Origin of the sequence: Streptomyces californicus, assembly GCF_000717645.1 — a bacterium.
In the GTDB taxonomy this organism is placed as follows: Bacteria; Actinomycetota; Actinomycetes; order Streptomycetales; family Streptomycetaceae; genus Streptomyces; species Streptomyces californicus.
Genome location: NZ_JNZZ01000009.1, coordinates 158,020 through 169,904, shown reverse-complemented (window position 1 = coordinate 169,904; position 11,885 = coordinate 158,020). Strand labels below are relative to the sequence as shown.

The window sequence follows — 11,885 nt, the reverse complement described above, 5'->3', positions numbered from 1 at the left end:
CGCGGTCCGCGAGCCGGGTCGGGTCCGCGAGCGGCCGCCATCCGGCCGAGCGGGCGCGCCCGGGGCTCCTCGGGCGCGCCCGCTCGGACCTCAGGTCCAGACCGTGGCGATGAAGATGTTGACGACGGTCAGCCCGCCGACCGCCAGGAACGCGCCCTTGTCGACCTTTTCCTCGTCGCGCTTGACGTAGACCAGGGCGAGGATCACGACCAGCAGCGCCAGCTTGATGCCGATCTTGACGTTGTTGACGGCGTGGTCGTCGGCCTGGTTGAGGCCGACCAGGGCGATGCCGGTGACCAGCATGGTCAGCGCGCCGTGGAGCATCGCGGGGGTGAACCGGGCGGTGCCGGCGCCCATGGCCTTCATCTGGGTCAGGAAGCCGCCCAGCAGGGAGGCGATACCGATGATGTGCAGGGCCACGACAACGTTGATGAGTACGTCCATGGCTCCGGAGCCTAGCCATGGCCAAAGTTTTACCTTCCAGTGAGGCTAGCCTTCCTTGCGCCCTTCCTCCGGTATCGACCGTCTTGACCCGTTAGGACCGGTAAAGGGGCGCATCGCCGATCATCGACGTGCGGTGAAACGTCACTTCAGAGCAATAGCTGTCATGGCGACTCTTTTCCTCGCGCCGGGACCTAGCGTCCATCCCGGACCCGCCGCCCCTCCGGTGGGCAGCCGAGAGGAAGGATGCCGCCCCCGTGGCAGCGCACCGTAGGTCAGCCCACCGGAAACCCAAGCAGCGCCCCCTCGCCGGCTCTGCTGCCCGTACCGCCGCCTCCCTGGCGCTCGCCGGGGCCGCCACCGCCGGCTCGGTCACCTCGGCGGGCGCGGCCCCCGCCGAACCGGCGCCCACCGCCGCCCAGGTCCGCGCGAAGGTGGACCGGCTCTACCACGACGCCGAGGTCGCCACCGAGAAGTACAACGGGGCCAAGGAGCGGGCGGACGCCGCCACCCGCGCCGTGGACGCCCTGACCGACGAGGCCGCCCGCCGCACGGGCCGCCTCAACACCGCCCGGCACGCCCTGGGTGCGCTGGCCACCGCGCAGTACCGCTCCGGCTCCCTCGACCCCGCCGTGCAACTGGCGCTCTCCTCCGACCCCGACACCTACCTGGAACGCGCCGCCTACCTCGATCGGGCGGGCGACCGGCAGAGCGGGCTGCTGCGCGACATCAAGCGGCAGGTGTCCCGGATCGCCCGGGTCAAGGCCCGCGCCGACCAGGAGAGCGAACGCCTCGCCGCCCGCCGCGCCGAACTGCGCGAGCACCGCACCGCGATCCGCACCAAACTGGCCGACGCCCGCAAGCTGCTGGCCACCCTGACCGCCGAGCAGCGCGCCGCCTACGAGCGTTCCGCCGACGCCCGGCACGGCGGCGGCCCCGCCCACGCCGACCGCTCCACCGGCCGCGCCGCCCCGGTCTCGGCGCCGAACTCCCGCGCGGGGCAGGCTATCGCCTTCGCCCACGGTGCGATCGGGAAGCCGTACGTCTGGGGCGCGACCGGCCCGAACGCCTTCGACTGCTCCGGCCTGACCCAGGCGGCCTGGAAGGCGGCCGGCATCAGCCTGCCGCGCACCACGTACACGCAGATCAACGCCGGACAGCGCGTCCCGCGCTCCCAACTGGCCCCGGGCGACCTGGTCTTCTTCTACTCCGGGATCAGCCATGTCGGCCTCTACATCGGCGGCGGCCAGATGATCCACGCCCCGCGCCCGGGTGCGCCGGTACGCATCGCGCCGATCGACCAGATGCCTTTCGCCGGAGCGACGCGGGTGGCGTAGTCCCCGCCCCGCCCCGGCCTCAGACCAGGCGGCGGGCCGTCGCCCAGCGGGTCAGTTCGTGCCGGTTGGAGAGCTGGAGCTTGCGCAGCACCGCGGAGACGTGGGACTCGACCGTCTTCACCGAGATGAACAGCTGCTTGGCGATCTCCTTGTACGCGTACCCCCGGGCGATCAGCCGCAGCACCTCGCGCTCGCGCTGGGTCAGGCGGTCCAGGTCCTCGTCGACGGGCGGGGCGTCCGTGGAGGCGAAGGCGTCCAGTACGAAACCGGCCAGGCGGGGCGAGAAGACCGCGTCGCCCTCCTGGACCCGGAAGACGGAGTCGACCAGGTCGGTGCCGGTGATCGTCTTGGTGACGTAGCCGCGCGCCCCGCCCCGGATGACGCCGATGACGTCCTCCGCCGCGTCGGAGACGGACAGCGCGAGGAAGCGGACGGGATCCTCGGCCGTGCCCATCAGGGGGGCGCAGCGGCGCAGCACCTCGACGCCGCCGCCGCCCGGGAGGTGGACGTCGAGGAGGACGACCTCGGGGCGGGTCGCCGTGATGACGGTGACCGCCTGGTCGACGTCGGCGGCCTCGCCGACCACCTCGACGCCGGTCTCCTCGGTGCGGCCGATCTCCGCCTGCACCCCGGTGCGGAACATCCGGTGGTCGTCGACGAGCACGACCCGTACCCGTCGCTCCGGGCCCCCGGTGGCTTCGGTGTTCTCGGTCATTCGCTCGCCCTCTCCATCTCCAGCTCGACCTCGGTGCCCCCGCCGGGCACCGAACGCAGCCGGGCGGTCCCGCCGTTGCGCTGCATCCGGCCGATGATTGATTCTCGTACGCCCATGCGGTCGGCGGGAACCTCGTCCAGGTCGAATCCCGGGCCCCGGTCCCGTACGGACACGAAGACCGTGCGTCCCTCGACCTCCGCGAAGACCTGGACCGCCCCGCCGTCGCCACCGTACTTGGCGGCGTTGACCATCGCCTCGCGCGCGGCCTGCAGCTGTGCGGTCAGCTTCTCGTCGAGGGGGCAGTCGCCGACCACGACGACCTCCAGGGGCACGCCGTGCTTGTCCTCGACCTCGGCGGCGGCCCGCTTGACCGCCTCGGCCAGGGTCTCCGGCTCCTCGGCCTCGTCCTTGCCGGTGCCCTCGGGGTTGTAGAGCCAGTTGCGCAGTTCGCGTTCCTGGGCGCGGGCGAGGCGCCGGACCTCGCCGCCGTCGTCGGCGTTGCGCTGGATCAGGGTGAGGGTGTGCAGCACGGAGTCGTGGACGTGGGCCGCGACCTCGGCCCGCTCCTGGGCGCGGATGCGCATCAGCCGCTCCTCGGAGAGGTCCTGGGTCATCCGCACCAGGTAGGGGCCGGCGAGCAGGAAGATGCCGGTCAGCACGGCGATGGCGGCGGTGAGGACGTTGCCGAGCTGGGCGGCCGAACCGCGCACGACGAGGAAGACCGCGAGGCCGAGGCCGACCAGGGCGACCCCGGCGAGGCCGCGGGCGAGGTGGAGCAGCTTGCGGTTGCGGCCGACCTCCATCCAGCGGGCGCGGCGGGCGTTGTCCGCCTGCCGCCAGACCAGCACGGAGCCGGCGCCGATCATGAGGGTGGGCCAGATGTAGCGGCCGGTCTCGCCGCCCATGTCGACGTTGACGAAGTACGCGACGGCGCCGACGGCCAGGGCCACCAGCGCGAAGACCTGCCCCTTGTCCGGTCTGCGGAGCTTGCGGCGGCCGTCCGGGGAGGTCTCGAACACGGAGCGGGTCGGCTCGACGCCGCCGACGCCGAGCGGGACGACGATCCAGAAGACCGCGTAGAGCAGGGAGCCGAGGCCGTCGGTGACGAACAGTCCGAGGAAGACGAGCCGCACCCAGGCGACCGGCAGCCCGAGGTGTCCGGCGAGCCCGCGCGCGACGCCGCCGAGCAGCCGTCCGTCGGCGCTGCGGTAGAGCTTGCGCGGTGCGGGCTCCTCCGCGTCGGCGGCGAGGGAGCTGGCGGCTCGGGCGGTGGCGGCTGGCATACCCCGATCGTCACACGGGCGGGTGCGGGGCGGCATCAGGGTAGTCCCCCGAACTGACCCTGACGCCCTCCCCCGCGCACGGCCTGGTGGCAGCCCCCCTCACCTTCACGACCGGCGCGCGCGGGTTCGCGCGCGCCGCCGGCTCCCCGCGCCCGTCGGCCCCACGCCGTCGCCTCCCCGACGCGTCCGGCCCGCGTACCCGGCGTGTCTCCGTGAGCCCGGCCCGCGACCCCCGACGCCCCCCGCCTCCCGGCGCGTCCGGCTCCCCCGCGCCGCGTCCCGCCTCCCCGGCCCTTCAGGGGCGTACGCGGGCAATATCAGGGACCGGCCAGGGTCGGGGCGGGTCCCGGCGGGCGTTCCGGCCCGTCACCATGGAGGCATGACCGCTCCCTCCAACGCCGCTCCCGGCGTCGCGCCCCCCGAAGCGCCGAAGCCGGCGCTGCGGCGCACCCCGCGCCAGAAGGTCGTCGCCGGGGTGTGCGGCGGGCTGGGCCGGTACTGCGACGTGGACCCGGTGATCTTCCGGATCGTGCTCGGCGTCCTCTCGGTGACCGGCGGCATCGGTCTGATCTTCTACGGCTTCGCCTGGCTGCTGCTGCCCGCCGACGGCGAGGACCAGAACGAGGGGCGCAAGCTGCTGTCCGGCCGGGTCGACGGGGCGGCGCTGGCGGCGCTGCTGCTGGCGCTCATCGGCTGCGGGATGTTCCTCTCGATGCTGCACAACCGGGGCATGCTGTCCTTCGCCGCGCTGCTCTCGGTGGCCGTCGTCGGCTTCTTCGTGTGGACCCGCTCCTCGGCCCCCGAGGACCCGGCGGCCCCGCCCGGCGCTCCGGCGGCCCCGGCCGGTCCCGCGCACACCGGCGGGCTCGGCGCCCCGCCGCCGGAGGTGAAGGCCCCGCCGAAGCCGGGCGGCCCGTCGTGGTGGCGGGACCCGATCGTCAAGGACGGCACGACCGGTCCGGTGGGCGCGGGGTATCTGTGGGGCCCGTCGGACACGGACCCCGCGGCGGCGCGCGACGATCTGAGGGCGTCCCGGCCCGGCCCGGACGCCCCGTTCCGGACGCCGGCGCCGGCGTCCTCCCCGCGCGGTCCGCGCTCCATCGGCGGCCCGGTCTTCCTGACCGCGCTGGTGGCGGGCGGTCTGGGCACCGGCCTGAGCTGGGACCACCAGCCGCTGGGCACCGCGCTCCAGATCGGCCTGGCCGCGGCGCTCGGCGTCTTCGGGCTCGGCCTGCTGATCGCCTCGGTGCTGGGGCGGACCGGCTTCGGCACGGTCTTCCTGGCGGTCGCCACGGCGGGTCTGCTGGCGGGTGCGTCGGCGCTGCCGAAGGACATCGACGCCTCGTGGGGGGAGCGGGACTGGCGGCCCGTCTCGGCGGGCGCGGTGCGGCCGCACTACGAGCTGAGCACGGGCGACGCGCGGCTGGACCTGTCCGGGCTGAAGGTCCCGGCGGGCGAGACCGTCCGCACCCGGCTCGACGTGGCGGCGGGCCGGGCGGCCGTCGTCGTCCCGGCGAACGTGACGGTGAAGGTGCGGGCCGAGGCGGATCTCGGGGAGGTCCGGCTGGAGGACGGGCAGCGGGTCCGGGTCCGGATCGACAACGGCGAGTCGACCGAGCGCACACTGAGACCCCCGAAGGGCACGCCGCCCGCCGGGACGATCGAGCTGAGGGTGGAAGTGGGCATCGGACAGGTGGAGGTCACCCGTGCCGCGTCATGAGTTCCGGCCCGGCCGCGCGGTGGCGGGCCTGACGATGCTGGGTCTGGCCGGTGGCTACGCGGCCGACGCCGCCGGGGCCTGGGACGCCCCGTGGGCGTTCTTCCTGCCGCTGTTCCTCGGCGGGCTGTGGCTGGCCGCGACGGTGACCTGGGTCGCCTACAGGGTGCGGCGGCGTCGCGAGGCGAGGAAGGCGTCGGCGGAGAACACCGTCGCGCCGGCCAGTGCCAACGGCAGCCACGCCATCAGATAGGGCAGGTCGTTGCCGTAGTAGTACGGGGTGGACTGCCAGCTCACCGTCAGCCACAGGCTCAGCGAGATCAGCGCGCCGCCGAGCGCGGCGAGCCGGGTCCAGAGGCCGACGAGGGTGCCGAGTCCGACGAGGAGTTCGCCGATCGCGATGGCGTAGCCGAACCCCTCGGGGCTCTTGAGCGCCAGGTCGACGAGGGCGGGGATCGCGGAGGAGTCGCGCACCCCGCGCATCACCGCGGCGATCGATCCGGCCCCGTCCGCGGCGAGGAACGCGCCGTCGGTGAGCTTGTCGAGCCCCGCGTAGACGAAGGTGACGCCGAGGAAGATCCGCAGGGGCAGCAGGGCGTACCTGCCCGCCTGCTCCTTCGGCGTCCTGCGCCCGCCCGGACCGTACGATCCGCCGCCGTACCCGTTCATCGCCGCCGACCCACTGTCCGGAATCCCATCCTCCAGACCCTACGCACGCCTCCGGTGCGCCGCGCACCGGGGGCCGTATGCGAGCAGAGCGGCCGGGCGGTGGGAGGAAGGAGGCGGGAGAGCCGGTCAGTCGGTGACGTCGATGGCGACGCGTTCGGTCTCCACCCCGGCGGCGGTGATGACCTGGACGTCCACGGTGCCCGGCTCGACCTCGACCGGGACGGGCACGGTGAGGACGGTGTCCGTCGGGTTGGCGAAGCCCCCGGCGACCGGGACCAGCGGGACGTGTACGTGGACGGTCCCTATCCGGACGACGAGCCGGGCCAACAGGTCGGGCGTGCCCGCGCCGGGCGGTACGAAGCCCGCACCCCGGATCTCGATGTCGTCGCCGGTACGGATCGGGGCGTCGAGGTCCCCGGCCTCCCGGGCCCGTACGACGGAGAGCACGACGGGGCGGCCGCCCTCCGCGTACTTCCCGGCGAAGTAGGTCGCCGCCGAGACCGCCACCAGCAGGGCGAGCCCCCACGGCAGATCAGGCACCTGCTCGGGGCGGCGGGCCAGGCGGACCGCGGCGAACAGCACGGCGACGGCGCTGACCAGCACGTACTGCACATCGGTGAACGACCCGCGCCCCGAGTCGTCGGTGAGCAGGTCGGCGGCGCGCGGCCGGTCCGCGCGCAGCTTCTGGAGCCGCCGGCCCAACACCCGTACGGTCACCACCCGGCGTACGACGACGGCGACCGCGCACACCAGAGCCAGCACGGCCACCACGCCCGCGGAGCGCACCAGGTCGAGCCCCTCGATGAGCGCGTCCCGCTCGTCCGGGTCGGAGGCCCCGGCCAGTTGGAGGGCGAGGACGAGGACCGCGAAGACGACGAGCAGCACCCAGGCGGCGGCGACCGTCCGGGAGGTGGAGAGCCGGTTGTCCTCACCGATCAGCGGGGCGAGGAGGCCGCCCCGGGCGCGGTGGTAGCGGGCGGCGGCGGTGAGCAGGGCGGCCGTGACGAGGGCGGCGAGGAGAGCGGCGGTGCGGGCGGTGGACCAGCCGGCCCCGACCGCGGTGGCGCAGGTGCCGACGAGGAGCGCCCCGACCGCGCCCCAGACGGTGAACAGGGTGGTCCGCCACACCTGGTGGAGCCAGGCGTCCCCGGCTTCCCGGGCCCGTTCGGCGACGGTGCGGGCGGACCCGGTCAGCTCGTCGGAGACCCACTGCCGGGACGCGGAGGGCGACTGCGCGACCCCTGCGGGCAGCCCGTCGCCGGCGGCCAGTGCGTCCCGTTTGGCCAGGAACGCGGCGACCGCGCGCCGATGTCCCCGGCGTGCCCCGTGCGGGCAGTCGCCGCACGTACAACCGCCCCCGTGCGTGCCGTTCACCTGTGCTTCGTCCAACGCCACGGAGGATTACGCCCTTTCCCGGCCCGTCCAGCCAACTCACCCGCGATATCTGCGAATTGTGCCGTACCGGGCGGGCCGGCCGCGCGGCGGGGCGGCCCGGGGGCGGGCCTCGTCAGAACGTTCGACTGATCCGCTGCCACAGGGGCTGGTAGTTGATCCAGGCCACCAGGTCGCTGCCGAGCTGGTCGCGGGTGGTGAGGGCGTCCTGGTGTGAGATCAGCACGGGCTTCCCGGCGGCCCGCGCCAGCAGTTGCACCTGGCAGGCGCGTTCCAGCGTGAGGAACCACCAGGCCGCCGCGTCCACCGAGTCCCCCACGGTCAGCAGCCCGTGGTTGCGCAGGATCACCGCCTTGCGCGGGCCGAGCACGGCGGCGATGCGGCGCCCCTCCTCCTCGTCCACGACCACCCCCGTGTACGCGTCGTACAGCGCGTGGTCCTCGTAGAAGGCGCAGGACTCCTGGGTGATCGGCTCGATCGGCTCGCCGAGCGCGGCCAGTGCCCGGCCGTGCGTGGAGTGGGTGTGCGCGACGGCCACCGTGTCCGGACGGGCCCGGTGCACGGCCGCGTGGACGGCGAACGCGGCCTGGTTGACGTGAAAGCGGCCCCGCACCACCTGGCCGTCGCCGTTGACGAGGATGAGGTCCTGCGGGGCGATATCGGCGAAGGGCGCGCCGAACGGGTTGACCCAGAAGCAGTCGGCCAGCTCGGGATCGCGGACGGTGATGTGCCCGGACACCCCGTCCTCGTACCCGAGCTGTCCGAACAGCCGCAACGCGCCCGCCAGCCGCTCCCTGCGGTACGCGCGTTCCTCGTCCGGCGAGGCGTGCACGGGCGGCATCGCGAAGTGGAGCTGTTCGACGGGTATCGGGGCGGGGGCGGGCACGGCGACGTGCTCGGACATGGCGGCTCCTCGTGTTCCCAGGGCGTACGGGACCGGAAGTTACCGCCGGGTGGGGTCGGTGAGAAGGGCTCCGCCGGGCGGGATCAGGTGGAGAGCACCAGATAGGCGAGGGTGAAGGAGGAGCGGTAGCCGCCGTAGTAGCCGGTGCGGCGGGCGTCGACCTCGGCCGTCACCTCGGCGTGCAGCGGGTGGCCGGGGTGTTCCAGGGCCCAGCGCTGTCCGCGTCCGATCGGGCCCTCCGATTCGAAGAGGTCCCATTCGCGCTGGTCGGCGACGGTGATCTGGAGGGCGCGCAGCCCGTGGGACTCCGCCAGCCGGATCAGCTCCAGGAGCGAGCCGTAGTCGCCGGGCTCGGCGCCGAGGCCCGCCAGCGCGGCGGGGGTCGGCTCCTGCTGCCAGATCCCCTCCCCGAACAGCACCCGCCCGCCGGGGCGCACGGCGGCGGCGAGGGCGGCGAGGGCGTTCCCGGTCGACTCCCGCGCCGTGGCGCCGGGCCAGGCGTGCGAGGAGCCGATGGAGACCGCGAGGTCGTAGCCGCCCTCGGCCCATGCGGCGGCGGGCGTCTCGTGGAACCGCACCCGTTCCGCGAGTCCCCGTTCCTCCGCGAGCCTCCGTCCGCGCGCCACGGCGGCCGGGTCGGTCTCGATCCCGTCCCCGGCGGCCCCGGGCGCGGCCTCCACGAGCCGCGTCAGCAGCTCGCCCCACCCGCAGCCGAGGTCGGCGATCCGGGAACCGGGCGCGGGCGCGCAGGCGGCGACGAGCCGGGCGGCGTGCTCCTCGGAGAGCGGGGTGTTCCAGGTGAGGCGGTCGTTACCGGCGGCGGACATGAGAGCGCGGACTTCTTCGGCGGACATGGGGGTGGAGCCTGGCACGGGCGGAGCGGCCCGTGCCAGGGAATTACCGGCGGCCCCGGCGGTAGAGGTCGCCGAGGTCCACATCGATCGGGAAGGGAACGGACAGGTTCATCTTCTGGTGGTGGATTCCGGTGGGCGTGTAGGCGCGCGTCGCCGGGTCGAGCTCGTAGACGTAGACGACCGGCAGATCGTCGTCTCCCTGCTCGACCCGCCAGAAGTGCTTGACCCCGGCCTCGGCGTACTTGCGCGGTTTGACGCCCCGGTCGCGCTCGACGGAATCGGGGGACACGACCTCGACGGCGAGGACGACGTCCTCCGGTGCGTACCAGGTCTGGTCGGGTCCGGTGTCGGCGTCGGCCCGGTACACCAGCAGATCGGGCTCCGGGCGGTTGCTCGTGTCCAGCCTGATGGTCATCTCCCGGTCGACGTCCAGATCCGCGGGGACGTGGGCGAGGAGGGCGGATTCCAGGAGCCACAGGGCTCGCGTGTGGAACTTCCGCTGCGGACTCATGAAGACGAGACTCCCGTCGATCAGCTCGGTGTGGGGCGGGAGGCCCGGAATCCGGTCGAGGTCGTCCGCCGTCCAGCCGCCTTCCGGCGGTACGGGCCACCGGTTCGGCTCCTGCTCAAGCCTGTCCTCGGGTGCGGCGCTCATAGTTGCTCCCATACGCCGAAGTCTCGTCTCTTCACTCAGCGTACCCATGCGATACGACAATGCCGCCGCCCAAACGAATGAGCGACGGCATCGGCGTTGACCAGGAGAGGCCCTACGGGCTCACCAGGAGCGGGAAGGTCACTCCCACTCGATCGTCCCCGGCGGCTTGCTCGTCACGTCGAGCACGACGCGGTTGACGTCGGCGACCTCGTTGGTGATGCGGGTCGAGATCTTCGCCAGCGTCTCGTACGGCAGACGCGACCAGTCGGCCGTCATGGCGTCCTCGGAGGAGACCGGGCGCAGCACGATCGGGTGGCCGTAGGTGCGGCCGTCGCCCTGGACGCCGACCGAGCGGACGTCCGCGAGGAGGACCACCGGGCACTGCCAGATGTCACGGTCGAGACCGGCCGCCGTCAGCTCCTCGCGGGCGATGGCGTCGGCGTCGCGCAACAGGTCCAGGCGGTCCTTGGTGACCTCGCCGACGATCCGGATGCCGAGGCCGGGGCCGGGGAACGGCTGGCGCTGGACGATCTCCTCGGGGAGGCCCAGCTCCTGGCCGACCATGCGGACCTCGTCCTTGAACAGCTGGCGCAGCGGCTCGACGAGCTGGAACTCGATGTCGTCGGGGAGACCGCCGACGTTGTGGTGCGACTTGATGTTGGCGGTGCCGGTGCCGCCGCCGGACTCGACGACGTCCGGGTAGAGCGTGCCCTGGACGAGGAAGGCGACCTCGGGGCCCTCCTCCTGGAGGATCTCCAGCTGGGCCTGCTCGAAGACGCGGATGAACTCGCGGCCGATGATCTTCCGCTTCTGCTCCGGGTCGGAGACCCCGGCGAGGGCGTCGAGGAAGCGCTTCTCCGCGTCGACCACCTTCAGCTTCGCGCCGGTCGCGGCCACGAAGTCCTTCTCGACCTGCTCGGTCTCGCCCTTGCGCATCAGGCCGTGGTCGACGTAGACGCAGGTGAGCTGCGAGCCGATGGCCTTCTGGACGAGCGCGGCGGCGACGGCGGAGTCCACGCCGCCGGAGAGGCCGCAGATGGCGCGCTTGTCGCCGACCTGCTCGCGGATGAGGGCGATCTGCTCCTCGACCACGTTGGTGGTGGTCCAGTTCGGCTCGATGCCCGCGCCGCGGTAGAGGAAGTGCTCCAGGACCTGCTGGCCGTGGGTCGAGTGCATGACCTCCGGGTGGTACTGGACGCCGTACAGCTTCTTCTCGTCGTTCTCGAAGGCGGCGACCGGGACCACGTCGGTGGAGGCGGTGACCGTGAAGCCCTCGGGGGCGGCCGAGCAGGCGTCGCCGTGCGACATCCACACCGGCTGCTCGGTGGGCGTGCCCTCGAAGAGCGTCGAGCCCGCCTTGGTGACGTGCAGCGGGGTACGGCCGTACTCCCGGGCCCCGTTGTCGTCGACCGTGCCGCCGAGCGCGGTGGCCATCAGCTGGAAGCCGTAGCACATGCCGAAGACCGGGACGCCGGCCTCGAACAGCGAGCGGTCCAGGGACGGCGCGCCCTCCGCGTACACCGACGAAGGGCCGCCGGAGAGGATGATCGCGCGGGGGTTCTTGGCCAGCATCTCCGCCACCGGCATGGTGGAGGGGACGATCTCGCTGTAGACCCGGGCCTCACGGACACGGCGGGCGATGAGCTGGGCGTACTGCGCGCCGAAGTCGACGACGAGGACCACGTCGGCCGTGGCGTCGGGGGCGGCGGGGGGTGCTGCTGGCACGGGGCGGCCTTCCGGCGGTGGTGAAGGGGGTCGGTTCTTCCGATTCTACCGGCCGTGCGCGCACGGCCGTCCGGGCCGGTCGCGGGCGCACCCCGCCCGCCGCGTCTCACGATCCGGGCCCCGTTTTGCCGGGGCGGCGGAGGCGGGGCCATACTGTCCGCCATGCGTCAGCACACGACCTTCGTCTTTACCT

At 73.4% G+C, this 11,885-nt stretch carries 12 protein-coding genes; 3 read left to right on the top strand and 9 right to left on the bottom strand.

The window, feature by feature from the left end; all coding sequences use genetic code 11:
• Positions 1–90 precede the first annotated feature (90 nt).
• A complete protein-coding gene (locus IF19_RS0114780) occupies positions 91–444 on the bottom strand; it encodes a hypothetical protein (protein ID WP_030112722.1) in 354 nt (117 codons plus the stop codon).
• A gap of 254 nt (positions 445–698) precedes the next feature.
• Between IF19_RS0114780 and IF19_RS0114775 the strand changes: the two genes are divergently transcribed.
• A complete protein-coding gene (locus IF19_RS0114775; protein WP_030276835.1) occupies positions 699–1,778 on the top strand; it encodes a C40 family peptidase in 1,080 nt (359 codons plus the stop codon).
• Between the two features lie 19 nt (positions 1,779–1,797).
• Here IF19_RS0114775 and IF19_RS0114770 read toward each other — a convergent pair whose 3' ends face one another.
• Positions 1,798–2,493 carry a LuxR C-terminal-related transcriptional regulator gene (locus IF19_RS0114770; protein WP_030112724.1) on the bottom strand — a complete coding sequence of 232 codons (696 nt, stop codon included), beginning with the start codon at positions 2,491–2,493 and terminating at the stop codon, positions 1,798–1,800.
• The gene (locus tag IF19_RS0114765; RefSeq protein WP_030112725.1) at positions 2,490–3,776 is read right to left on the bottom strand and encodes an ATP-binding protein; all 1,287 of its coding nucleotides are present in this window, start codon (positions 3,774–3,776) and stop codon (positions 2,490–2,492) included. The genes IF19_RS0114770 and IF19_RS0114765 overlap by 4 nt, the downstream gene beginning before the upstream one ends.
• A gap of 379 nt (positions 3,777–4,155) precedes the next feature.
• Between IF19_RS0114765 and IF19_RS0114760 the strand changes: the two genes are divergently transcribed.
• A complete protein-coding gene (locus tag IF19_RS0114760; protein ID WP_030276833.1) occupies positions 4,156–5,496 on the top strand; it encodes a PspC domain-containing protein in 1,341 nt (446 codons plus the stop codon).
• On the top strand, positions 5,483–5,746 hold the full coding sequence (locus IF19_RS1000000138250; protein WP_032772673.1) for a hypothetical protein: 264 nt from the start codon (positions 5,483–5,485) through the stop codon (positions 5,744–5,746). Before IF19_RS0114760 ends, IF19_RS1000000138250 begins: the two co-directional genes overlap by 14 nt.
• Here IF19_RS1000000138250 and IF19_RS0114755 read toward each other — a convergent pair.
• From IF19_RS0114755 to guaA, 6 genes are all read right to left on the bottom strand, one after another.
• On the bottom strand, positions 5,653–6,162 hold the full coding sequence (locus tag IF19_RS0114755) for a DoxX family protein (RefSeq protein ID WP_030112728.1): 510 nt from the start codon (positions 6,160–6,162) through the stop codon (positions 5,653–5,655). The genes IF19_RS1000000138250 and IF19_RS0114755 overlap by 94 nt on opposite strands.
• Positions 6,163–6,288: 126 nt before the next feature.
• On the bottom strand, positions 6,289–7,557 hold the full coding sequence (locus IF19_RS0114750) for a hypothetical protein (protein WP_030112729.1): 1,269 nt from the start codon (positions 7,555–7,557) through the stop codon (positions 6,289–6,291).
• A gap of 112 nt (positions 7,558–7,669) precedes the next feature.
• Positions 7,670–8,458 (bottom strand): class II aldolase/adducin family protein, encoded by a 789-nt coding sequence (locus tag IF19_RS0114745; protein ID WP_030112730.1) that lies wholly within the window; start codon positions 8,456–8,458, stop codon positions 7,670–7,672.
• Between the two features lie 83 nt (positions 8,459–8,541).
• A complete protein-coding gene (locus IF19_RS0114740) occupies positions 8,542–9,312 on the bottom strand; it encodes an SAM-dependent methyltransferase (protein ID WP_030276832.1) in 771 nt (256 codons plus the stop codon).
• A 43-nt stretch (positions 9,313–9,355) separates the two neighbouring features.
• Positions 9,356–9,967, bottom strand: a complete 612-nt coding sequence (locus IF19_RS0114735) for a Uma2 family endonuclease (RefSeq protein WP_030112733.1) — start codon at positions 9,965–9,967, stop codon at positions 9,356–9,358.
• A gap of 138 nt (positions 9,968–10,105) precedes the next feature.
• Positions 10,106–11,692, bottom strand: a complete 1,587-nt coding sequence (gene guaA / locus IF19_RS0114730; protein WP_030112734.1) for a glutamine-hydrolyzing GMP synthase — start codon at positions 11,690–11,692, stop codon at positions 10,106–10,108.
• Between the last annotated feature and the right edge of the window lie 193 nt (positions 11,693–11,885).

What these genes read in the sequence shown, in the direction of transcription:
- IF19_RS0114765 (WP_030112725.1), bottom strand. Translation starts at nt 3,776, where the DNA reads ATGCCAGCCGCCACCGCCCGAGCCGCCAGCTCCCTCGCCGCCGACGCG.
- IF19_RS0114745 (WP_030112730.1), bottom strand. Translation starts at nt 8,458, where the DNA reads ATGTCCGAGCACGTCGCCGTGCCCGCCCCCGCCCCGATACCCGTCGAA.
- IF19_RS0114740 (WP_030276832.1), bottom strand. Translation starts at nt 9,312, where the DNA reads ATGTCCGCCGAAGAAGTCCGCGCTCTCATGTCCGCCGCCGGTAACGAC.
- IF19_RS0114780 (WP_030112722.1), bottom strand. Translation starts at nt 444, where the DNA reads ATGGACGTACTCATCAACGTTGTCGTGGCCCTGCACATCATCGGTATC.
- IF19_RS0114760 (WP_030276833.1), top strand. Translation starts at nt 4,156, where the DNA reads ATGACCGCTCCCTCCAACGCCGCTCCCGGCGTCGCGCCCCCCGAAGCG.
- IF19_RS0114770 (WP_030112724.1), bottom strand. Translation starts at nt 2,493, where the DNA reads ATGACCGAGAACACCGAAGCCACCGGGGGCCCGGAGCGACGGGTACGG.
- IF19_RS0114755 (WP_030112728.1), bottom strand. Translation starts at nt 6,162, where the DNA reads ATGAACGGGTACGGCGGCGGATCGTACGGTCCGGGCGGGCGCAGGACG.
- IF19_RS0114735 (WP_030112733.1), bottom strand. Translation starts at nt 9,967, where the DNA reads ATGAGCGCCGCACCCGAGGACAGGCTTGAGCAGGAGCCGAACCGGTGG.